This is a genomic window from Helicobacter sp. CLO-3 (assembly GCF_001854545.1).
Classification (GTDB): domain Bacteria; phylum Campylobacterota; class Campylobacteria; order Campylobacterales; family Helicobacteraceae; genus Helicobacter_B.
Genome location: NZ_MLQN01000029.1, coordinates 1 through 21,213 on the forward strand (window position 1 = coordinate 1; position 21,213 = coordinate 21,213).

The 21,213-nt window shown below is 44.4% G+C and carries 21 protein-coding genes and 1 pseudogene; 13 read left to right on the forward strand and 9 right to left on the reverse strand.

The features are described 5' to 3' along the window. The first annotated feature begins 366 nt into the window (after positions 1–366). Positions 367–1,287, forward strand: a complete 921-nt coding sequence (locus BKN38_RS07870) for a substrate-binding domain-containing protein (protein ID WP_082942580.1) — start codon at positions 367–369, stop codon at positions 1,285–1,287. Positions 1,288–1,660: 373 nt separating this feature from the next. Here BKN38_RS07870 and BKN38_RS07875 read toward each other — a convergent pair whose 3' ends face one another. Genes BKN38_RS07875 through BKN38_RS07895 form a run of 5 tightly spaced genes read right to left on the reverse strand, consistent with a single transcriptional unit; the run spans position 1,661 to position 5,972 of the window. After that, positions 1,661–2,254, reverse strand: coding sequence for a glycosyl transferase family 90 (locus BKN38_RS07875; protein WP_070957773.1), 594 nt, complete (start codon positions 2,252–2,254; stop codon positions 1,661–1,663). After that, the gene (locus tag BKN38_RS07880; protein ID WP_070957774.1) at positions 2,245–2,883 is read right to left on the reverse strand and encodes a hypothetical protein; all 639 of its coding nucleotides are present in this window, start codon (positions 2,881–2,883) and stop codon (positions 2,245–2,247) included. Before BKN38_RS07880 ends, BKN38_RS07875 begins: the two co-directional genes overlap by 10 nt. A 40-nt stretch (positions 2,884–2,923) precedes the next feature. Further along, positions 2,924–3,997: an LptF/LptG family permease gene (locus BKN38_RS07885; RefSeq protein ID WP_066456358.1), complete on the reverse strand. Its 1,074-nt coding sequence runs from the start codon at positions 3,995–3,997 to the stop codon at positions 2,924–2,926. Next, complete coding sequence (gene pth, locus BKN38_RS07890; protein ID WP_066456360.1) at positions 3,987–5,420, reverse strand: aminoacyl-tRNA hydrolase; 1,434 nt, start codon at positions 5,418–5,420, stop codon at positions 3,987–3,989. The genes BKN38_RS07885 and pth overlap by 11 nt, the downstream gene beginning before the upstream one ends. A gap of 15 nt (positions 5,421–5,435) precedes the next feature. Further along, the gene (locus BKN38_RS07895; protein WP_066456362.1) at positions 5,436–5,972 is read right to left on the reverse strand and encodes a 50S ribosomal protein L25/general stress protein Ctc; all 537 of its coding nucleotides are present in this window, start codon (positions 5,970–5,972) and stop codon (positions 5,436–5,438) included. A 159-nt stretch (positions 5,973–6,131) separates the two neighbouring features. Between BKN38_RS07895 and BKN38_RS07900 the strand changes: the two genes are divergently transcribed. The 5 genes from BKN38_RS07900 to BKN38_RS10710 all read left to right on the forward strand — a co-directional run bounded on the left by BKN38_RS07900 (position 6,132) and on the right by BKN38_RS10710 (position 10,565). Further along, positions 6,132–7,355 (forward strand): alpha/beta hydrolase, encoded by a 1,224-nt coding sequence (locus BKN38_RS07900; RefSeq protein ID WP_066456364.1) that lies wholly within the window; start codon positions 6,132–6,134, stop codon positions 7,353–7,355. 157 nt (positions 7,356–7,512) lie between these two features. Then, positions 7,513–8,529, forward strand: a complete 1,017-nt coding sequence (locus BKN38_RS07905; RefSeq protein WP_070957775.1) for a BspA family leucine-rich repeat surface protein — start codon at positions 7,513–7,515, stop codon at positions 8,527–8,529. Beyond that, entirely contained in the window at positions 8,492–8,746 is a 255-nt protein-coding gene (locus tag BKN38_RS10705) for a hypothetical protein (protein WP_143000250.1), read from the forward strand. Before BKN38_RS07905 ends, BKN38_RS10705 begins: the two co-directional genes overlap by 38 nt. A 623-nt stretch (positions 8,747–9,369) precedes the next feature. Then, complete coding sequence (locus BKN38_RS07910) at positions 9,370–9,993, forward strand: hypothetical protein (protein ID WP_066456370.1); 624 nt, start codon at positions 9,370–9,372, stop codon at positions 9,991–9,993. 281 nt (positions 9,994–10,274) lie between these two features. Then, positions 10,275–10,565 carry a hypothetical protein gene (locus BKN38_RS10710; protein WP_143000251.1) on the forward strand — a complete coding sequence of 97 codons (291 nt, stop codon included), beginning with the start codon at positions 10,275–10,277 and terminating at the stop codon, positions 10,563–10,565. On the opposite strand, the gene BKN38_RS07920 is transcribed toward BKN38_RS10710, so the two are convergent. The 4 genes and pseudogenes from BKN38_RS07920 to BKN38_RS07935 all read right to left on the reverse strand — a co-directional run. Next, positions 10,525–11,439 (reverse strand): MetQ/NlpA family ABC transporter substrate-binding protein, encoded by a 915-nt coding sequence (locus BKN38_RS07920; RefSeq protein WP_082942581.1) that lies wholly within the window; start codon positions 11,437–11,439, stop codon positions 10,525–10,527. The genes BKN38_RS10710 and BKN38_RS07920 overlap by 41 nt on opposite strands. An 18-nt stretch (positions 11,440–11,457) precedes the next feature. After that, positions 11,458–12,357, reverse strand: coding sequence for a MetQ/NlpA family ABC transporter substrate-binding protein (locus BKN38_RS07925; protein WP_158655961.1), 900 nt, complete (start codon positions 12,355–12,357; stop codon positions 11,458–11,460). Between the two features lie 94 nt (positions 12,358–12,451). Further along, positions 12,452–13,051 carry an ABC transporter permease subunit gene (locus BKN38_RS07930; RefSeq protein ID WP_066456390.1) on the reverse strand — a complete coding sequence of 200 codons (600 nt, stop codon included), beginning with the start codon at positions 13,049–13,051 and terminating at the stop codon, positions 12,452–12,454. Between the two features lie 701 nt (positions 13,052–13,752). Beyond that, positions 13,753–14,736, reverse strand: a pseudogene (locus BKN38_RS07935) (methionine ABC transporter ATP-binding protein); the annotation flags it as partial. A 50-nt stretch (positions 14,737–14,786) separates the two neighbouring features. On the opposite strand from BKN38_RS07935, the gene BKN38_RS12000 reads away from it, so the two are divergent. The 7 genes from BKN38_RS12000 to BKN38_RS07970 all read left to right on the forward strand — a co-directional run bounded on the left by BKN38_RS12000 (position 14,787) and on the right by BKN38_RS07970 (position 21,138). Continuing rightward, complete coding sequence (locus BKN38_RS12000; protein ID WP_256325569.1) at positions 14,787–14,909, forward strand: hypothetical protein; 123 nt, start codon at positions 14,787–14,789, stop codon at positions 14,907–14,909. A gap of 475 nt (positions 14,910–15,384) precedes the next feature. Beyond that, entirely contained in the window at positions 15,385–16,164 is a 780-nt protein-coding gene (locus BKN38_RS07945; protein ID WP_256325570.1) for a (Fe-S)-binding protein, read from the forward strand. Positions 16,165–16,190: 26 nt separating this feature from the next. After that, entirely contained in the window at positions 16,191–17,660 is a 1,470-nt protein-coding gene (locus BKN38_RS07950) for a LutB/LldF family L-lactate oxidation iron-sulfur protein (protein WP_066457638.1), read from the forward strand. Then, positions 17,653–18,321: a lactate utilization protein C gene (locus BKN38_RS07955; protein WP_066457633.1), complete on the forward strand. Its 669-nt coding sequence runs from the start codon at positions 17,653–17,655 to the stop codon at positions 18,319–18,321. Before BKN38_RS07950 ends, BKN38_RS07955 begins: the two co-directional genes overlap by 8 nt. 119 nt (positions 18,322–18,440) lie before the next feature. Next, positions 18,441–18,986: a hypothetical protein gene (locus tag BKN38_RS07960; RefSeq protein ID WP_066457631.1), complete on the forward strand. Its 546-nt coding sequence runs from the start codon at positions 18,441–18,443 to the stop codon at positions 18,984–18,986. Between the two features lies 1 nt (position 18,987). Continuing rightward, on the forward strand, positions 18,988–19,659 hold the full coding sequence (locus BKN38_RS07965) for a hypothetical protein (RefSeq protein WP_066457630.1): 672 nt from the start codon (positions 18,988–18,990) through the stop codon (positions 19,657–19,659). Between the two features lie 9 nt (positions 19,660–19,668). Beyond that, entirely contained in the window at positions 19,669–21,138 is a 1,470-nt protein-coding gene (locus BKN38_RS07970; RefSeq protein WP_070957778.1) for a hypothetical protein, read from the forward strand. Positions 21,139–21,213 lie beyond the last annotated feature (75 nt).

Here is a 21,213-nt window from a genome sequence, read left to right on the forward strand (position 1 = left end):
ATTCTGTGGTGGGGCTAGATTCTGCGGTGGGGGTTGTGTTGGAATCTACGCGCGCGCCAAAAATAGATTCTGCGCTAGATTCTCTATTTTTATGTATTTTATCGTTTGTCATATACTCTACTTTTTAGCTTTTGGATGTTGATTGACTAAAATCCACTTTTTGGATTCTGCACCAGATTCTAGGCAAACTAGAATCCGCTTTTATTGGCTTGCAAATTTTTCTAAATTGTAGCAAATCTCGCGCGCAAATGCGCTTACCAAACTTTTACAAAATCTTTACATTCTAGCCTTCACTTTTTACGCGCGATTTTTATCATTTCGCTAGCGCCAAAGTGCGCTAAATTTTTCAATCTTCAAGGAGTTTTTATGCGTTTTTATTATCAAGATACCGCCAACAAATCAAGCCAAAAGGTGCTCCAAAGCGCGCCTCAAAACACGCGCCCAGCAGTAAAATCTACCCTAAAAAAAGCGCTCGCTATCGCATTTGGGATTTGCGCGCTTGGCATGTCTGTCAATGCCGCTTCGATAAACCCAGTATCACGCGAGGAAGGCTCTGGCACACGCGGCGCGTTTGTCGAGATTTTTGAGCTTTTTGAGAAAAAGGGCGACAAAAAAATCGACATCATCTCGCCGCGCGCCGAGATAACAAACGCCACCGCTGTCATGCTAACCACCATCGCTAGCAACAAAAACGCCATCGGCTATGTCTCGCTAGGCGCGCTAAATGACAGCGTCAAAGCGATAAAAATCGACAATGTCGCGCCAAGCGTGGAAAATATCATCAGCAAAAAATACACTATTTCGCGCCCTTTCATCGTCGTGACTACCAAGCAAAACGCGCTTGTTGATGACTTTTTGGCGTTTGCCACTTCTGATAAGACAAAAGCGCTTATCACCAAAGCCGGCTACATCCCGCTAGATTCCAAGCCTTATACGCCTAAAAATCCAGAGGGCAAAATCATCATCGCCGGCTCTAGCTCCATAACGCCGCTTATGGAAAAGCTGAAAGAAGCCTACATCGCGCAGAATCCAAAAGCCATCATCGAAGTGCAGCAATCTGACTCGACAACCGGCGTAAATGCCACGCTACAGGGCATCGCAGACATCGGAATGGTAAGCCGAGAGCTAAAATCTAGCGAAGTAGAAAAAGGCGTCAAACCACGCGTGCTCGCAATCGATGGGCTAGCGCTTATCGTAAATCCGAGCAATCCTATCAATAGCCTTAGCAAAGATGCGGTAAAAGGCATCTTTAGCGGGAAAATCAAAGACTGGAAAGAGGTGGAGTAATCCGCCCTGCTTTTTGCAGCAAGCCGCTTTGCCAAAGGGCAAAATGGTTTTGAGATAGCCTTGATAGCAGTCTTATGATAGCCTTTTGCCTTTGGCAATAGCCTTTGATAGCAGTTTGATATAGCCTTTGACTGATGTCCTTATAATGTCCTTTTTGATATAGCCTTTGATGATGTCCTTATGATACAGCCGCCACGCGCGGCATGCAATCTCTTGTCTCTCTTGTATGGCGCACTAAAATGCGCCATCTTTTACTCCTCTATTTTTAGTAGATTCTGATTTTTAGCAGATTTTGACTTTGATAGATTCTAGCAAAATTGCTGCCCAGAATCTATCAAAAATGCAGGCAATATCAAGCTAGTAAGCCAAGCGCCTACAATCCCAGCAGGGATTTTTCTGCGCTTGTGAGTTCGCCTTGCGCGCTTAGGTAGAAGTATTTGCGAAGCACGAGCAGGTTGCAGGCGGCTTCTATGCGCGGGTTGCGAAATCTCGCGCAGTATTCATGCGCGTTATGCACGATGTCTTTGGCATCTTTTGGATGCTTGATGAAAAACTCCAGCACCGCCTCCACATTCTCATAATCATCGCTAATATGCGCATAATGCACATTTGGCAAAAGCTTCTCCTCCATAAACCAGCTCTCATATTTTGGCGTAGGCATCACGCAGAGCGAATTGCTTGCAAGCACCCATTTTAGGTTGCTCGCGACATCATTGCCTTCAAGACTTAGCAAAAATTTATAGCCCAAATGATTTGCTTTAGAAATCTTTGGCTTGGTGTATGCTGGATGCTCGCTACTCCCGCCGGTATGGCCTAGATCACAAAGCGGATGCGCGAAATATTTTTGCAAAAAATCGCTTCTATGCTTTTGCGGGCACGCGCCGCGGAAAAATAAAATATCCTTTTTGTCTTCAAAGGCTATGGGGTCATGGATGAAGCTAAAATGGCGATTTTTGTCTAGCTGCAAAATGATGCTGTTTTGGGCTGTTTTGATGCTGTGAGGGGGGGGCTGTAATTTTGGCTGGCAGAATCTGAAGCGCTAGATTCTGGCAAGCTAGAATCTAGATGAGATTTTGCGTGATTGGATTCTCGCGCACTAAAATCTAAAGCATTAGAGTCCAGTTTGTCAGAATCCGCGCGCGCATCTATCGGGCGCGTTTTGGTGATGGTGGGCGCGGTTAGGTAGTAATTCACATCGCCAAACTCATAATACCAGCGATAATCGCCTGGAAAATAGCGCGTCCATTCATACGAGTCGTAGAAATACACGCTTGAATGCTCTTTGCTTAGCTTATTGTCTTTGAGTAGTCCAAAGTGCGGGTTTGCCAAACCTAAGCGCTGACGCGAGGACACAAAGGGCGCAGATGGCGCAGAATCCCCCGCGTTATTATCGCGCCCAGAATCCACAAAAGGCGCTATCTCAAAGCGCTCATTTATCTTATGATAGTGCGCCACGCGCGAGGCTATGGATTCTAGCGTCTTATCATCTAGCTTGAAAATGCTTTCAATCTTATGCTTTAGCAGCGGCTGGGTGAATGCGCGCGGGGTTAGCATCCTGCTGATGCCTTTTAGGTTGTAGATGATTTTTGCTCCCATTTTGCTCCTTTTCTCGCCTTTTTGTTTGGCGCGCTTTTATTTACGCCCGCTTATTTAGCCTCGCATAATACCACAAAGACACGCCAATAAGCAGCGCAAATGGTAGCACCACGCCCACTTCTGGGAAAACGATGCCTGTGATAGAAAACTGGCTAAGCGCGAAAAACATCCCCCACACAAGCAGCGAAAACACGATAAATCCAAAGCCTAGCAAATATAGATTCCCATAGCGCGCGAGGCTTGGCGTGTAATACGCCAAAATAATCGCCACAAATGGCACAAACAGCGGGACTAAGATAAGCGCATATAGCACGGCGCGGATTTTCTCGCTGCTGATTTTTTGCGCTTTCAAAAGGCGCAGAGAATCTATCGCGTCAATGATTGAGATAGATGGCTTTGCTTGAGAGAAAGAATCAAGCACTTTGGGGTTGAAATCTTTTAGTATCGGAAGCTTTGGCGAGGTTTTGGCGCGCACGCCTTTAGCGCCTAGATTCCAAGAGTTTGGCATATCTTGAGATATCGCATCTTGCAGAATCCAAAAATCATCATCAAAAAACGCCTGCCTAGCCTGCACGAAGCTTTTCAGCGCGCTTTTGTCATCGTTTAGCTCAAACACGCGGATTTTAGACGCCTGGCGCACGAGGTTTATCGAGCCAAAATACACATAGCTTTGGTTGTATTTGACAAACAAATCTGTAGTCGGCGCGCTAGAATCGCTGGCGAAAAATTTCTCCACCTTCTCCTGCGCGTAGGCAAAAGGCGTGGCGTTTAGCCCGATATACACAAATGAGAAAAAAAGGCTTATCCAAAGCACCGGGCGCAATAGCACGCCTTTGGAGTAGCCAAGCGCTAGGAGTGCGGTGTATTGGTTGGACTTGATGAGTGAAAGGTAGCAAATCGCCATGGAAAGGAGCAGCGAGATAGGCAGCGTGAAATTCATCGCATACATAAAATCATAGACAAAAAATAGCACCACAAGGTTGGCAGAATCTGCGAAATCATCGATGTATTTGAGGCTGTCGATGCTGACAAAAAACAGCCCAAGCGCGATGAAAATCACCGCAAAATAGCGCAAATAATATCTGCCGATAAAAAGGAATAATCTAAGCTTCATGGCTGTGCTCGCGTGGTGCGTGGGTGGTTGGGGTGGTTTGTGCGGTTTGCGTTGGTGCTGGCGCGGGTGTTTGCGCGCTTAGATTCTGGTTTTGCAAGTTTGTAGAATCTACTTTTTGCAAGGCGCTAGAATCTAGATTCTGCAAATTTTGCGCGCCTTGCGATATTTGCGCTTCTTGCGCGCTTTTATTTTGTGGCGTGCGCGGATTTTGCATATTTTGCACGGTTTGAGAATCCGGATTTTGATTTGGCAAATTTAGATTCTGCGCGTTTAGATTCTCCGCCTCTTGCGTATTTTGCGTGCTTGATTTTTTGACATTATTTTTAGCGGGCGCTAGGGTGAAAAAGTTTTGCAAGGATTGAAAATCGCGCGTCTGCATAAAAAACAAAATCGAGCGCACGCTGTGGTCTATAAGGCTAGGCAGGCTCTCGCTCTGCGCCTTGTCAAAATCACCCAGCACAAAAGAAATCACGCTTTTGGCTTTATCATGATTAGCCGCTTTGCTAGAATTCACTTTGCTAGATTCTGCACCCGCCGCGCTGCCAACACTAGCTACGCTACCTGCGCCACCCGCGGCGCCGCCCGCGGCGCCGCGGGTGTTTGCGCTAGATTCTGCACCTTTGCCGATACCAAATCTTAGGCGCACATAATCATTGCTACCTAGCATATTATCGATAGATTTTAGTCCATTGTGCCCGCCGCTGCCGCCGCCATTTTTGTATTTTATCGCGCCAAATGAGATATCCATATCATCGTGCAGCACGAGAATCTGCGATATTTTGTAAAACCTCGCCACCTTTGCCACAGCGACCCCCGAGTTATTCATAAAAGTTTGTGGCTTTAGGATGTGGATTTGCTTGCTAGCAATAGAGGCGATGTCAGAATCAAAGCTTTTGGCGGGCTTCATCTCAAGGCGTAAAATCTCGCAAAGCCTATCGATAATCATAAAGCCGATGTTGTGGCGATTGACAGCGTATTGCCTGCCCGGATTGCCAAGCCCGACTATGAGTAAAACTTGAGATAAAATTTGCTGCAAATCTTTTGGATTTTGCGCGTTTTTGGAAAAATCTTGCGCGCGCGGTGCGTTTTTTTGATTTTTTGGGGAGTTGTTTGGCATATATTTGTTTTGTGGGTTTTTGGTAGGTTTTGCAGAAGTCGCCAAAGAAGCAGAATCTAACTCAAGCGCGTCTAGTTTGCCTAGCGAGTCGATAAATTTATCAGCATCAAACTCGATGCGCGGTTTTGGAGCTAAAACTTCAGATTCTAAAATCTTAGAATCTCTATTTTTAGAATCTAAAATTTCAGATTCTCGCATTTTAGATTCTAGCGCGCTAGAATCTAGCGGGCTTTCGGCGCGCCCAGAATCCACGCCAACATCAAAGCAAAGCGATAAAAACCTCGATGCCAGCGCGCCCGCTTTCACTGATAGCCACTTAAATTACTTCGCTTTGATTACGCTTACAACAGCCACAGATTGATTTTCTGTGATTTTCACGCCATTGTTTTCAGGCAGGTCGCGCACGAGCACCGACTGCCCCACATCAAGCGCGCTCACATCGATCTCATAAAATGATGGCAGATTTTCAGGCGCTGCTTTCACGCTCACGCGCTTTTTGTTGATGAGTAGCACGCCTTTGTTTTTGAGCCCTACGGCTATGCCTTTGGTTTTCACTGGGATTTTGTATTTTGACACCACGCCTTTTTGCGCCACCATCAAATCCACATGCAAGATCGTGCCATACACGGGATCTCTTTGGTATTCTTGGATGACTACATCTAGCGTTTTGTCGCCAACTTTTACAGGGAATACTAGCGTCTCTTTTGCCTTGATCGCGCGGATAAAATCATTTACCTTAAACGCGCAATGTATGTTCTCCACGCCTTTTGCGTAGATATTGGCAATTAGATAACCATCATTCCTTAAGGCTTTGGTATTCGCCTTTGAAATACTCTCTCTAATCTTTCCTTCTAGCATTTTTGCATCCTTCAATCATGAAAATAAGGCCCGATTGTAGCGATAATTTGCTTTAAAATCGCTAAAATGCAGCATCTAAACGCGAGGCTGTGGCGTCAAATTTGTGGAATTTGGAGGCTAAAATCGCTTTGTGAAATTTGAAATTTAAAGGATTTGGATATGAAAAAGGCGCTTGGTGTAGTGGCGTTTGTGGTGCTGGTGGCGTTGGTGATTCTGGTGCTGGCGGTGGGCTTTGGATTTGGCTTTGGTGGCTTTGGCGCGCTAAATGCGAAGCCCTCGCAGACTATCACGCCGCTAGATGCGCAGGCGCGCGCGTATTTTCACATCGATGCCTTCACGATGCGAGCTAGCAAAACAGGCAGAATCTATCGCATCCAAGTCGCCATGCCAAAAACGCTGCATAAATCATCGCTCAAAGCCATGCGACAAATCGCGCCAAAGGGCGGCTATGATGCGATGTATATGCTCGATGGCAACGCATTTTTGCCTATCGCGCTCAATTTGTATGCTAAGGATTTTGCGCGCGATGTGGATTCTGCAAATGTGGATTCTGGTTTGGATTCTGGGCGCGTGGATTTTGCGCACGCTTCACAAGGCGCGCCTTTTATCGTGGCTATCGGGCATGATAGCGATTTGGCGTTTGATAGGGAGCTTAGGGTGCGAGACTATTTGCCAGCGCGAGAATCTGGCGCAGAATCTCAAGCGGATTCTGGCGCAAAAGCCAAAGCGGATTCTGCAAGCACTAATAATGGAAATGCCAACGACAGAAACACTATGTATAGCGCATACCAAAGCGGCGGGGACAAGGATTTTCTAGACTTCATCGAGAGCGAGCTAAAACCTGCGATAGCCAAACGCTACCCGATAAACCCCGCCAAAAGCGCGCTTTTTGGGCATTCTTTTGGCGGCGTGTTTGTGCTTGGCACGGCGATTGGTGGGGCGGATTTTAGCCACTTTTTTGCGATATCGCCCTCTATGTGGTGGAATGGCGGCGCCAGCACACAAGCAGATTCTAGTGCCAAGCCAGATTCTAGCACAAAAGCAGATTCTAGTTCGTGGCTAGATTCTAGCGTGCGTTTGGCGCGCATGCCAGATTTGCTACTCATCATGCGCGGAAGTGCCGAAGGAGGCGACAAAACAAATGCAAACGCCACCACAAATGCCGCGAGCAAAAAATCCGCACCAGATGCCAAAACGCTAGCAAGCATTTTGCAAAACAATATGTGCGCTAGCGGAGACAAAACCAGCGAGGTGAAAGCCAGCGACAAAGCCAGCGGGATAGAATCTTGCCAAATAGAATTCATAGAAATAGAGGGCGCAAGTCATGGCGTGATGATAAAAGAAGGCATGCAAGAAGCCTTCACGCGTTTTTTTCTGCGCTGATTCGCAGTTTTGATTTTTGCGCGCTAAGTCACGCTTGGCGCGCTGATTGGCGGTTATTGATTCTCCGCGCGCATTGTGATAATATTTCGCAAATCTCGCTGCAAATATCATCGCAAATTTTTCACACTCGCAGCGACCCGCCCACAAAGGAGCAAAAATGACAATGCAGAATCTAAAAAAGCTAAAACCGCTGCAAAACGCGGGCACGACGCAGAATCTAAACCAGCCAAAAAACGCCAGCGAAGCGCAGAATCTAAAAAAATTAAATTTTGGAAAATCAAATCTCAAAAAGTTAAATCTAAAAAAATTAAATCTAAAAATACCAAATCCAAAAAACCTAGCCTTTATCAGCATAGCCGCATTTGGCTTAGCCTTTGGCGCTTGCAATGCAGATACAGACAAACCAAGCACAAATCCACTCACCGACAAATCAAAGCACATTTACCACCCGCAGACGCGCGGTGAACTCGTGAAGCTATTAAGATATGAATCTATCAAACTAGATACCATAGATACCAGCAAAATCACTGATATGAGCTTTTTGTTTGCGGATATGCCTAGCAATGAATGCGACAAAATAAAATTTGATGGGCTTTCGCCACAGAGAGCAAACTGCAAAAGCACCGCTGGAGAGCGAAAAGATTTTAGTGGCATTGAGACTTGGGATGTTAGCAATGTCAAAAATATGCAAGGGATGTTTGAATATGCAAAATCCTTCAACCAGCCGCTAGATTCTTGGGATGTAAGCAATGTAGAAAATATGCATTGGATGTTTGCATATGCGACATCCTTCAACCAGTCGCTAAACTCTTGGAATGTCGGCAAGGTAAAAGATATGAGCTGGATGTTTGACTATACAGAATCTTTCAACCAGCCACTTGATAATTGGGATGTCAGCAAGGTTACGCATATGACATTTATGTTTGCTAGCGCGCATTCTTTCAATCAGCCGCTAAAATCTTGGGATATGAGTAATGCAAAATACTTGAAAAATATGTTTAGAAACGCAAAGTCTTTTAGGCAAAATCTAGATTCTTGGAAGATAAATAAAGACGCGGAGCAGATAAATATGTTTCGCGGCTCGCCACTAGAATCTAAGTCGCCAAAATGGCATGACTCTTCTAAATGGTATTATGATGATGATAATGAATGCGCTGGCGATGAATGCGACTAGAGCAAACTCAAAAGGAGCGTGTCATTGCGAGACTTGCGCTAACAAGGCGAAGCAAAGCGCAGCTTCTTTAGTAAAACGAGCCGCTAGCGGCGAAGTTTCTTTAGTAATCCATTTGAAAATATCCTATCTTATATTTTCTGTCATTACTGAAGAAACTTCGTTTTCTGAAGAAACTGTGCCTGCGGCTTGTTTTGCTAAAGAAACTTCGTTTCGCTAAAGAAATTTGTTTCTCCGTCATTGCGAGCGAGAGCGTAGCTCGAGCGCGGCAATCCACAAAGTTAAGCAAAAAACCATGCACTAAATAGATTACTAAAGAAGCTGACGCTTTGCTTCGGATTCTGCGAATCCTCGCAATGACAAAGAAGGGTTTTCTGGTAAATCGCGGATTCTTTAGCAAATCGCAGATTCTTAAGTAAATCGCGGATTTTTAAGTAAAGTGTCGGCTTCTTTCAGAAAAATAAACCAAACCAAAAACTAGTCAAAAAAGTTAAAATTCAAAGATTAGATTCTGGTTGCGGTTTTGACTAAAATTAGTTTTGATTAAATTAGTCTTGACTAAAATTAGCCTCAACCAAAATTAGTCTTGGCTGGAATCAGAAATTGGCTAAAATTGATATTTGCCAAAACCAAAAAGGCTAAAATCAAGCAAAGCTGAAATCAAAATCAAAAAAGTCAAAAGCCAAAAACAAGCAAAGACAAAAACGATTTTGGCTAAAATCAAGCAAGATTGAAAACAACATTGTCTAGAATCAGCCTTGACTAGAATCAGAAATTGGCTAAAATCAGCCTTGACAAAAATCAAACAAAACCAAAAGAAAAAAATAAGACAAAAGGAAAACCATGAGACGAAAATTTGCAAAGGCTATTTTTGCGCTATTTATGCTGGCTGGTGGGAATTTGCAAGCATTTATTAGCGATAATGATTCTAACGAGAATCTTTTGAGATTGATTGGCGGGGATTTATTTCAGCTCATCTCTCTTCATGTAGGCGCCACTTCAGAGACATACCAAATCCCCATGGGCGATACCAAATCCAAAAGTGGCGCGAGTGTCGGCGTGAGCGCTGGGGTGAATTATTTGCTAGCGATTCCTGTGGGCGCGCGCCTGCGTTTTATGTATTCTGATATGGGCGGCGTCGCGGCTCACAAATCGCTCGGCGTTGTTACATATATTCATTTGGGCGACATGGTTCCGTGGCTTTTGTATTATGATACGCCAGTGTCGGATATCGTCGCTCCTATGCTTACCCCTTCGCTTGTCCTTGGTGGTGGGGCGATATTTTCTAGCAATGGCGATCGCAGTATCAAAGCCAATGGTTCGTATTTTGAGTTCGGGCTGGCATTTTTCAAAACTATCCCTTTAAATGTGGAGTTTCTCTATCGGATGAAAAATTATGATGCAAATAATCCGATAGGGTTTGGCAAAAGGATTGATAGCTTTGAGTTTATTTTTACTATTTTTTAGTGGCGAGGCACAAACCAGCCATATCCGAAGCACTAGCCAAACAAAAAAACGCAAGCGGGTTATAGCGACAAAAGACCTATAGATTCTATTAGTCATTGCGAGCGTTGGCGAAGCAAAGCGTAGCTTCTTTAGCAAAACGAGCCGCTAGCGGCGAAGTTTCTTTAGTAATCTATAAAAAGAAGTGCGGATTCTCGTTTGTGGCAGAATCTAAATCTTTGCGATTTTTGGGCATCGCAAAATGGATTGCTTCGGGCTTAAAAAGCCCTCGCAATGACGGAAAAATGCAAAGAGTTGTAAAATCGTCATTGCGAGGAGTGAAGCGACGAAGCAATCTATTAAAGAAAATAGATTCTCTGTTTATGGCAGAATCTAAATCTTTGCGATTTTTGGGTATCGCAAAAATGGATTGCTTCGCAGGCAAGCCCGCTCGCAATGACGAAAAAATGCAAAGAGTTGTAAAATCGTCATTGCGAGGAGTGGAGCGACGAAGCAATCTATTAAAGAAAATAGATTTTCTGTTTATGGCAGAATCTAAAACGCCGGGATTACCTCGCCTTTGTAGGTGTCGATGATAAACTTTTTGGTCGCTTCGCTTTGTAGCACCTCTTTTAGTGCTTGGATATCCGCGCGGGATTCATCGCCTTTGCGCACCACGAGGATGTTGGCATAAGGCGAGCGAGAATCCTCTAGTATCAGCGCGTCTTTGGTCGTGAGATTTACCTGCATAGCGTAGTTTCCATTGATGATAGCAAGGTCAGCATCTTTCAAAACCTTTGGCAAAAGCGCCGCTTCTAGCGCTTTGATTTTCAGCTTTTTGGGATTTTGGATGATGTCAGAGCTTGTCGCGCTTAGGTTGTTTGGGTCTTTTAGCGTGATAAGTCCGCTGTTGTGGAGCAGTATCAGCGCGCGCCCGCCATTTGTTGGGTCGTTTGGTATCATCACGGTGGCGCCGTTTTTTAGCTCTTTGATGTCTTTGATGCGCGCGGAATACCCGCCGATTGGCTCGATGTGGATTTGCGCGATGCTTAGTAAATCAAGGTTGCGGTCTTTGCTGATTTTATCCAAAAATGGCTTGTGCTGCATGAAGTTTGCATCGATGCTTTTCTCGGCAAGTGCGAGGTTTGGCATCACATAGTCGGTAAATTCGACAATTTTTAGCGTGACACCTTTTTCTTGCAGCATTGGCGCGACAAATCGCAGAATCTGGGCGTGCGGGATGGGCGTCGCGCCGACTTTGAGCTCTTTTTGCGCTTTGGATTCTGCTACCTTAGAATCTGCTTTGGATTCTGCCGCTTTAGAATCCACCACCTTAGAATCCGCTTGTGGCGCGGCGTTTAGCGCACCAAAGCTAGCGCTAAGCACCAGCCCAAACGCTGCCAAACTAGCAAAAAAACTCGATGCTTTTTTGGGTGATATTTTTTGTGATATTTGCGATAATATTTGCATGATGACTCCTTTTTCTCGCTATTTTTGGCTATTTATATGGATGATTTCGCCATTGTATTTTTTGGCTATCCAGTCTGCTACTTCTTTGCTTAGCAGCACTTCTTTGAGCGCTTGGACTTCTTTGCTTTGCGCGTTGTCACTGCGCGCGACAAGCACATTTATATACGCGGATTTTTCATTTTCGTGGAAAAATGACTCTTTGACGCTCATTTTTGCCTGCAAGGCGTAGTTGGCATTTACCACCGCCGCATCGATGCCATCAAGCACCCTTGGAAGCGTCGCTGCATCGACAGGTTTGAACTTAAACTTTCTAGGATTTTTGATGATGTCTGATTCTTTGCATGCCAAATCCTGCGGATTTTTAAGCGTGATGATGCCATTGTCATGCAGCAAAATAAGCGCCCTAGAGTAGTTGGTAGGATCGTTTGGGATAGCGATGGTTGCGCCATTTGGGATGGATTCTAGGGTTTTGTATTTTTTGGAGTAGAATCCAAGCGGCACAACATAAATGGGCGCGATACTCACAAGGTCTAGCTTCCTATCCTGCGCCAGCCTATCCATAAAAGGTTTATGCTGGTGAAGCGTGGCGTCTAGGTTTTTGTCATTTAGCGCGATGTTTGGCGTGATGTAGTCGGTGAAACTTTGCACCTGCATTTTTATGCCCTTTTTTGCCAAAAGTGGCTTGGCAAACTCCAAAATCTCCGCCGCTGGCACAGGCGTAGCGCCCACGCGGATGTCGCTAGCATGAGCTAGACTTGATAGGCTTGCGATGCTTAGGAAGCTTGCAAGGGCGAGTTTTAGCAGGCGCGAGGGGTGTGAATGGCTTGAGGCGTTTGCTATGCGTGTGCTTTTGCTCTCTTTTGCAGAAAATGCGCTTGTAGCGGGCAGTGTGGCTGAAGATGTTTTGTAAAATGTCATGTTAAGCTCCTTTTTTGGGATTGAAGTTTTTGTTTTGGCAAGGCAGAATCTAAACAGGCAGAATCCAAAAATAGATTCTAGCATAAAATAGATTCTAGCGCATTTTGCGCGCTTTTGCCACCAGCATATCGCCGATGCTTTGCACGAATTGCACGAGGATTATAATCACTAGCGAAATGTTTATCAAAATGTCGTTTTGATAGCTTTGGAATCCTAGTCGTATCGCCACATCGCCAAGCCCGCCAGCGCCCACAGCACCGCCCATCGCGGAGTATCCGATAAGTCCTATGATGGTGATTGTGATAGCATTTATGATGCCGGGTTTTGCCTCTGCTATCATCATAGCCACCACGCGCATTTTGCTAGCGCCCATGCTTAGCGTGGCTTCGATGAGCCCTTTGTCAATCTCCTCCAGCGCGCCCTCAAACAGCCGCGCGATGAAAGGTATCGCAGCGATGGCTAGCGGGATGATAGCCGCCGTCGCGCCGATGCTCGTGCCAACCAAAATCCTAGAAAGTGGCAAAAGCAAGATGATAAGGATGATGAAAGGAAACGAGCGCACGATATTTGCCAGCGAGCCTAGAATCGCGTTTAGCGTGGGGTTGGCGCAGATTCTGCCCTTTTTGGTGATGCTAAGCGCGATGCCAAGCGGCAGTCCCAAAATCACAGCGATAATGATGGCAAAAAACACCATATACAGCGTATCGTAGGTGGCTTGCGAGATTTGGTCGTAGTTGTAATCGATCTGCTCAATTAACGCTTGGGCTTCTTGGGATAGAGAATAGGCGTCGCCGGAATCTTGCGCAGTGGAATTTACCAAACTAGAATCTGGCGCGGTGGATTCTGCTAAACTAGATTCTTGTGTGTTTTGCGTGGTGGAATCTTGCAAACTAGAATCTGGTGCGTTTTCTTGCGTGGCGGATTCTGCATTTTTGCTAGCATCAAGCGATAAATCGCTAAACGCAAAAACAACCACATGCAAAAATGATTTAAACGCATTATCTACAGCGTTTGCGCCATTTTCAAATCCGATGCCAGCACTCCCTTCGCTTTTAATCTCGCTAGATTCTGTATCCAAACTAGAATCCTGCAAATCAGGCGCGCTTGCAAACTGTGCTTGCAAATGGCTTTGCAGTGTATCTAAATCGCGCAAAAATGGCGCGACACAAAGCAGCAGCAAAAACACGCCAGCAAGGATTAGCAAACCTCTGCCAAAAATATTTTTTATAAAAGTGATTTTTGTCTTATTCATTTTGCGCTCCTTTGGTGGTTTGCGCTAGAATCCGCGTTTTTAGAATCCACATTTTTAGAATCCGCGCGCCCACTAGATTCTGCTTTTGCGACATCCGCGCCAAAATCCAAAGCCCCAGATTCCGCATTTCTAGATTCCGCCTCTAGCGACTCCACCAAAAGCCCCTTAGATTTTAGGTAGTCTATCGCCTTGCTATTTAGCGCCTTATCCTTGCCAAACTCCACAAACAAATGCCCCACCTTCGTCGTGCTAAGCGGCTCGATATTGCCCGCCAAAATATTCACATCCACGCCAAACTTTTTCACCACCTCTGAAATCAGCGGCTCGTTGATATGTTCGCCGACAAATGAGATTTTGTAAGCATGCTTGTTTTGGCTTAGCACCTCTTGCTCGCTAAGTGCTGGCAGATAGGAGAGCAGCTCCCTAGTCACTGCATGTTTGGGCGAGGCAAATATCTCCTCCACGCTCCCGCGCTCGATGATTTTGCCGCCACTCATCACGCAAGCTTTGTTGCATATCTCGCGCACGACTTCGATTTGATGCGTGATTAGCACGATGGTAAGCCCTAGATTTGCTTGGATTTGCTTGAGAAGCGCTAGGATTGATTTTGTCGTTTTGGTATCTAGCGCGCTTGTCGCTTCATCACAAAGCAGGATTTCAGGGTGGTTGGCAAGTGCGCGCGCGATAGCCACACGCTGCTTTTGCCCGCCGCTTAGCTGACTTGGGTAAAATGCCGCTTTTTCATGCAGCCCCACGATTTCTAGCAGCTCATACACGCGCGATTTTATAGCGCTCCTCTCCCAGCCAGCTATTTCTAGCGCATAGGCGACATTGCCAAACACATCGCGCGATGAAAGGAGATTGAAATGCTGGAAAATCATGCCGATTTTTTGGCGGCGCTTTTGCAGTTCTGTCTGATTTAGCGCCAAAATATCCTCGCCATTTATGAGCACTTTGCCGCTGCTTGGCGTTTCTAGGCGGTTTATAAGGCGTATAAGCGTGCTTTTGCCAGCACCAGAATAGCCGATGATGCCCATGATATCGCCTTTTTCCACGCGCAGATTTAGCGGGTAGATGGCTTGGAATCCATTGGGGTAGATTTTGGTAATGTCTTGAAGCTCTATCATTTCGCGCTGTCCTTATACATTAATAAAATGGCTTTAAAAAGCCATAGCCTTTGAAAATTTTGGGAGATAGCCTTCCAAATTTTGCTTTTTGGCAGATTCTGCTTTCGCCAGATTCTGCTTTTGCGCCAAATTTTGCCTGTGGTAGATTCTGCTTTTTAACCGGCGGATTCTAGCATAAAAAATTAACAAACACAATATGTATTTGCAAATTTTTCATATTTTTGCGCGAAGTTTTTAAGCTTTGACAAATCTAGCGCCACTGCCCTCACAACACCTTGCAAATCTTAAAAAAGCTTAAAAATAGTAATTTTGTAACGATACGCATCGCAGAATCCAAACGCGCCAAAATCCCGCCAAATATCACGCCAAAAGCAAACCAGAATCCAAGCGCCAAAACTTATCAAATCCTCAAAATAAGGCAAAATCACCAGAATCTAAAACGCGCAAAATATTCAATAATGCGCACGCTTATCAAAATTATCTTCTCTTTAAGAATACATTTTGCCACCAAAATCCATATAAAAATAAAAGATTTTTTAGTCGAGGCGCGCAAAAATGCGCTAACATTAAACTCAAAAGCGCGCGCCCCAAAAGTCAAAAACCAAGCCAAAACAAAGCATCAAAAGGCAAAACACCAAAAGCAAAAACATGGAGAAGCAAAACATGCAAACGCACAACACGCAAAACCCAAGCAAAAAAGTCTATTTCTTTTCTACTTGCATAGGCACCGCCGCCTGCGCTGATACCTGTATCAACGCTATCAAACTACTACAAAACGCCGGCGTTGAAGTGATATTCAAAAAAGACCAAACCTGTTGCGGACAGCCAACTTTCAACTCTGGCTATTATGAGGAAACCAAAAAAGTCGCCCTGCATAATATGAATCTTTTTGAGCAAGATATTCCTATCATCCTGCCAAGTGGCTCATGCACGGGAATGCTACGGGTTGATTATATCGAGCTTTTTGAAGGCACAGAGCATGAGGAGCGCGCGCGCAAGTTTTGCTCCAGAATCTATGAGCTAAGCGAATACCTAATCAAAATCGGCGCAAACTACGAAGACAAGGGCGCGCCTGTTTCTATCACTTGGCATAGCAATTGCCACGCACTGCGCGTTGCAAGATGCGTAGATTCTGCAAAAACGCTTTTGCGAAGCTTGAAAAATGTAAATCTTGTTGAGCTAGAGCGCGAAGAGGAATGCTGCGGCTTTGGCGGGACATTTAGCGTCAAAGAGCCAGAAGTTTCAAACGCAATGGTAAGTCGTAAAATCGCAGACATCAAAGCGCGCAATGTAGAATACATAATCGCTGGCGATGCGGGCTGCGGGCTAAATATCAGCGGTGCGATGAAAAAGCAAGGTGTGGGCGTGAAATATATGCACCTTTATGATTTCCTTGCCACGCGCATTGGCATTGCGGATTCTAAGTAGATTAAGTAGATTCTAAAGGAGGAAAAATGAGTGCTACACATAGCCAGCCAACAGGCAAAGAACTTAAGCAAGAATACCACGAAGCCATCAATGAAGGGCTAAACAACAAGCAACTACGCACAAACCTGCTAAATGCGATGGATACCCTGCGCGGGAATCGCAAGAAGCTTATAAACGCGCGATTTATCGACTGGCAAGCCTTACGCGATAAAGGCAGGGAGCTCAAACAAAAAAACCTACGCAAGCTTGATGAGGTGCTAGAGACTTTTGAGAAAAACGCCACGCGCAATGGTATGAAAGTGCATTGGGCGCGCAATAGCAATGAAGCAAATGAGATAATCTATAGCATCATGAAAGAAAAAGGCGCGACAAAGATTCTCAAAGGCAAGTCGATGGCTAGCGAAGAAATCCACTTCAACCACTACCTAGAATCCAAAGGTTTGCAGGCTATAGAGACAGATTTGGGCGAGCTGATTTTACAGCTACTAGGCGAGACGCCAGTGCATATCGTCGTGCCAGCGATTCATAAAAACCGCTATGAAATCGGCGAACTTTTTCACAAAAAAATCCCAGACACGCCTCTAGAATCCGAGCCAGAAAAGCTTAATGGCATTGCGCGAACTTATATGCGTAGGGAGTTTGAAGGCTTTAAAATGGGGCTTAGTGGGGTGAATTTTGGCATCGCAAATGAGGGCGCGATATGGCTTATGGAAAATGAAGGAAATGGGCGTATGAGCACCACTGCGCCAGATATTCATGTCGCAATTTGTGGGATTGAAAAGGTGGTTGAAAGCTTTGAAGATGCTGCGATTTTGGATAGTTTGCTAGCTCCTTCTGCGGTTGGCACGCCTATCACTTGCTATAACAACATCATCACCTCTCCGCGCAAAGAGGGCGAGCTTGATGGACCTAAAGAAGTGCATATCGTGCTACTTGATAATAACCGCTCAAATATGCTGCAAGATTCTCATTATTACCGCGCGATGAGCTGCATCCGCTGTGGTAGCTGTCTAAATCACTGCCCGGTGTATGATAAAATCGGCGGGCATGCGTATCTTAGCACCTATCCCGGACCTATTGGCGAGGTGATTAGCCCGCAACTTTTTGGGATCAACACCTGCTCGCCGATGCTTGATTTATGCTCGCTTTGTGGGCGTTGCTCGGAGGTTTGCCCGGTTGAGATTCCGCTAGCGGATCTAATCCGCGATTTGCGCAGTGAGCGCGTGGGGCAAGGGCGCAAAACAGTCGCAGGCAATGATGGCAGCACGCAAAATCCCGCAGAAATCAGTCAAATGAAGCAATTTGCAGTCATAGCTACAAGTCCGGGAAAATGGCGCTTTACAATGCGTATGGTTGGGGCTCTTGGATTTTTAGGCAAATTTGTCGCGCCATATTTACCGCTTATCAAAAACTGGGTGAAATACCGCGAATTCCCGCAAATCAGCGGCGGGCTACATGCAAAAGTTTCAAAAATGCAAGGGGTGATTTATGAATAGCACAGCAAATACCGCAAGAGATGAGATTCTAGGAAGGCTAAGAACTTCTATCAGCAAAAATACGCATATCCCAAACCCAGCACCGCGCTTTGAGGGCGCGATAAAGATTGAGGGCGAATTGCTTGAGACTTTTAAGACAAATCACAGCAACAACAAGGGCATCATCGTAGAATCTAGCAAAGAAAATCTGCCCGCCACGATTGCAGAGATTTTGCGCGAAAATGAGGCAAAAGAGGTGCTTTATAATGCTGATATTGATGTGGATTCTGCGAAATTAAGCGGCGCGGATTTCATACCATACACAAAAAGTGTAGATGAGATAAGACATCAGCTTTTCAATATCGATACTTCTATCGTGCAGGCGCGTTGCGGGGTTGCGGATTTGGGGATTTTATGCCTTAGTGCGAATAAAGACGCGCCACGCCTAAGCTCGCTTATCACAAACACTTGCATTTATCTGCTGCCAAAAGAAAATATCGTTCAGCATCTTTTTGCAGGGATTGAGTTTGCAAAGGCTTATGAGCGCAAACGCAGCGGGGATTCTAACTATCTGCCGACAAATATTATCTTTGTCGCTGGACCTTCGCGCACAGCGGATATCGAGCTGCAAACCGTCTTTGGCGTGCATGGACCGCGCAAAACTTATGTAATACTTTACTAACATTTGCTAGAATCTGGGTTGCAATATTTTGCGTGCTTGATTTGTGTGCTTGTTTTACGCGCTTTTGGCACACAAATCCACACCCCATCCCTACACAAACTTTAACCCAAAGGCAACCCATGAAACACCACAAACGCAATCTGCATCAAAACAATTTGCACCAGAATCCACACCAAACCAGCCCGCACCAAAATCCACACCACACAGCCGCCCATATCCTAGATTCTAGACGCAAAGCACTAAAAGACCTAAGCATTCTAGGACTTGCAGGACTTGGCGCAGGATTTAGCATAGAGCATTTACAAAGATTTAGCACAGAGAGATTTGGCAATCTAGAATCCGCCACGCTAGAATCTAATTCACTAAAATCTAGCTCGCTAGAATCCGCATCACAAAAATCCAGCGCCCTAGATTCTGCCAAACTAGAATCCACCGCCACACACCAAGACGCGCTAGATTCTGCCACCCTAGATTCTACCACCCTAGATTCTACCCCGCTAGATTCTGCCACTAGCCACGAGCAAGAGTATTGCGCAGGATTTTTGATTAGCAAAAATATGAAATCCATCGACCCCTCCCTCCGCAAAATCTACTCCAAACAATACCTAAAAGACCACCTCCCACATCTCTACCTCGGCCTCCTCTTTATCATCCCGCTCGCTTGATATGAAGCATCCTTTTGTCATCATCCTTGATGATGCGACTTTTCTATCTCGCCTAGATTCTGCCGATAACAAAGCCTATATGACAATACTAAAAGATTCTATCGCATCAGAATCTAAAATAATGGAATCCAAAATAGCAGAATCTAAAATAATGGAATCCAACATCGCCACCCTCAAAAACACCCTAAAAAGCCTCATAAACGACAAAGTCAATTTTGCCCTCTTAGATGGCAGCAAACGCAAGACTATCAAAGAAGCCTATGCCAAGATTTGGTATCACCTAGAGCTAGGGAAATCCACCGCCAAAAACACGCCACAAACCATAATGGATGATGTGATAGACATAGACGGATTCGCAAGAAAAGGCGGAAAAGCACTCAAAGAATCTTATGCTAAGATTTGGCATCATCTAGACTTAGGGAAAAACGAAGCTATAGAATCCTATCTTAGAGATGAGCTCCAGCTAAATTTGGGGCTAAATTTGCAACCAAATCCAGCGCACAAAGACAATATTCTTTTTAGCAAAGACTTTGTTTTGCAGCTTAAGCGCATGGCAGCATACAACTACAGCGTATATATGAGCGATGACATCAGACAAGGCTATGATGTAATTGCAGGCAATCTTATCTATGATGAAGAATTTATCCCAACAACTCTTGATATCAAAGACTAAGGAGAAGCAATGAAAGGTGTAGATGATATATTTAAAAAGGCAGAATTAAGCTATTATCAGAGGCTACTCAAACTAAAATCTGAAATGGACACTAAGCATAATAATATTGTAGGTGAAGATGTAAGACTCTTCTACCTTAACTTCATCCTCCAAACCCTTAGATCCTACAAACCAGCTCCCAATGGCATACAATGGAGTAAAGAAGAAAAAGAAAAGTTCAAAAATCTAAGCTATAAAGAACAAAGAAAAATGATAGTAAAAAAGAGTGAGATAAAATCTAGTCTCTTTCCCTATGTAAGCGTAGATTATGAACCATATACCTATAGCCCTAGAATAAGCGATAGAGCCAAAACCTCTTATAATAAAGCTCAAGAATTACTAAAAAAACATGAAAAAACATATTTTAATGACATTACTCCCTTAACACAGCAAGAAATACTAAATAACCTAAGAATCGCTTATAATGAAAGATATCTAAAAGCAGGAGTAGAGCTAGCAAGCTTATTATTTAAAAAATCATCTCTTAAAGGAGGCGATGAAGCAAAAAAAGACATCATAGAATGTGCTAGCATCACTAAAGCACTCTTAGATGAAAAGATAGGAGAAAACTCCTATATGTATTATCAGCTGTATAAATGGTGCATAGATTCAGATAGAATCTATCTAAGAGATTTAGGCACTTCTAGTTTAGGAGTCAATAAAGAACAAGCACTAGAATGCTATAACCATGCACTAGAATCTATAGTATGGGAAGCTATTGATGAGGAGGCACAAAGAAAAAGCAATAAGCTTTCTCTAATAGGTGCAGAACTCTACCTAGCTGCTGCTATTAAATACCAAAGCCCTGCTGCTTTTCTAGCTGCAGCTTCAAATTATTGTCCTACAGGGGTAGAATGGACACTTTATTATGCAATCATTCCATTTCATGCTTGCACTCGCTGTGCTATTGCATTAGGTGGTGGGGGTATAGATGATTTGATTAGCTATTATAGAGGTGCTTATAGAAATCTTCCTAAATCTTATTCAAAAGCTGCAAGACTACAAGCCTATAGAGATAAACCAAAATCACAAAAAGGACTTATCAATGGCTTAGACCCATACTTTGATGAGAAATTCCCACCAGATACACTGATTGATTTAAGCTCAAAGGTTGAGAGCTGTGTATATGGCGGAAGATGGGGGAGTTTTGGTATGTCTTATGCAACAAAAATAGGGGTAATCAAAGATCCAAGAGATAAAGACTCCACAAAAGAAAGTATCAAGGAATATTATCTAATGATGTGGAGAATAGTGGTGGGAAATAGCAAGGAATTTCGTTATAGAGGTATTGGCTTACTACACGCTTTTAGTATTATGCTTTACTCAAACCTCACCTATGGGCTCCCCTCTGCCCGCCCTTATATCTTTCCTAAAGAAGTGCTAGATTTAGAAATCGATTTTAACAAAGGCTTAGAAGGAGTCGATCAAGAGAGAAAATAGCTAAATTAGATAATATAGATAAATAAACCAGTAGAAATAGCTTAAACATCTAGCAAAAAATTTAAAAAGCCATAT

What these genes read in the sequence shown, in the direction of transcription:
- BKN38_RS07870 (WP_082942580.1), top strand. Translation starts at nt 367, where the DNA reads ATGCGTTTTTATTATCAAGATACCGCCAACAAATCAAGCCAAAAGGTG.
- BKN38_RS07880 (WP_070957774.1), bottom strand. Translation starts at nt 2,883, where the DNA reads ATGGGAGCAAAAATCATCTACAACCTAAAAGGCATCAGCAGGATGCTA.
- BKN38_RS07885 (WP_066456358.1), bottom strand. Translation starts at nt 3,997, where the DNA reads ATGAAGCTTAGATTATTCCTTTTTATCGGCAGATATTATTTGCGCTAT.
- BKN38_RS07895 (WP_066456362.1), bottom strand. Translation starts at nt 5,972, where the DNA reads ATGCTAGAAGGAAAGATTAGAGAGAGTATTTCAAAGGCGAATACCAAA.
- BKN38_RS07900 (WP_066456364.1), top strand. Translation starts at nt 6,132, where the DNA reads ATGAAAAAGGCGCTTGGTGTAGTGGCGTTTGTGGTGCTGGTGGCGTTG.
- BKN38_RS07905 (WP_070957775.1), top strand. Translation starts at nt 7,513, where the DNA reads ATGACAATGCAGAATCTAAAAAAGCTAAAACCGCTGCAAAACGCGGGC.
- BKN38_RS10705 (WP_143000250.1), top strand. Translation starts at nt 8,492, where the DNA reads ATGATGATAATGAATGCGCTGGCGATGAATGCGACTAGAGCAAACTCA.
- BKN38_RS07910 (WP_066456370.1), top strand. Translation starts at nt 9,370, where the DNA reads ATGAGACGAAAATTTGCAAAGGCTATTTTTGCGCTATTTATGCTGGCT.
- BKN38_RS10710 (WP_143000251.1), top strand. Translation starts at nt 10,275, where the DNA reads ATGCAAAGAGTTGTAAAATCGTCATTGCGAGGAGTGAAGCGACGAAGC.
- BKN38_RS07920 (WP_082942581.1), bottom strand. Translation starts at nt 11,439, where the DNA reads ATGCAAATATTATCGCAAATATCACAAAAAATATCACCCAAAAAAGCA.
- BKN38_RS07925 (WP_158655961.1), bottom strand. Translation starts at nt 12,357, where the DNA reads ATGACATTTTACAAAACATCTTCAGCCACACTGCCCGCTACAAGCGCA.
- BKN38_RS07930 (WP_066456390.1), bottom strand. Translation starts at nt 13,051, where the DNA reads ATGGTGTTTTTTGCCATCATTATCGCTGTGATTTTGGGACTGCCGCTT.
- BKN38_RS07945 (WP_256325570.1), top strand. Translation starts at nt 15,385, where the DNA reads ATGGAGAAGCAAAACATGCAAACGCACAACACGCAAAACCCAAGCAAA.
- BKN38_RS07950 (WP_066457638.1), top strand. Translation starts at nt 16,191, where the DNA reads ATGAGTGCTACACATAGCCAGCCAACAGGCAAAGAACTTAAGCAAGAA.
- BKN38_RS07955 (WP_066457633.1), top strand. Translation starts at nt 17,653, where the DNA reads ATGAATAGCACAGCAAATACCGCAAGAGATGAGATTCTAGGAAGGCTA.
- BKN38_RS07960 (WP_066457631.1), top strand. Translation starts at nt 18,441, where the DNA reads ATGAAACACCACAAACGCAATCTGCATCAAAACAATTTGCACCAGAAT.
- BKN38_RS07965 (WP_066457630.1), top strand. Translation starts at nt 18,988, where the DNA reads ATGAAGCATCCTTTTGTCATCATCCTTGATGATGCGACTTTTCTATCT.
- BKN38_RS07970 (WP_070957778.1), top strand. Translation starts at nt 19,669, where the DNA reads ATGAAAGGTGTAGATGATATATTTAAAAAGGCAGAATTAAGCTATTAT.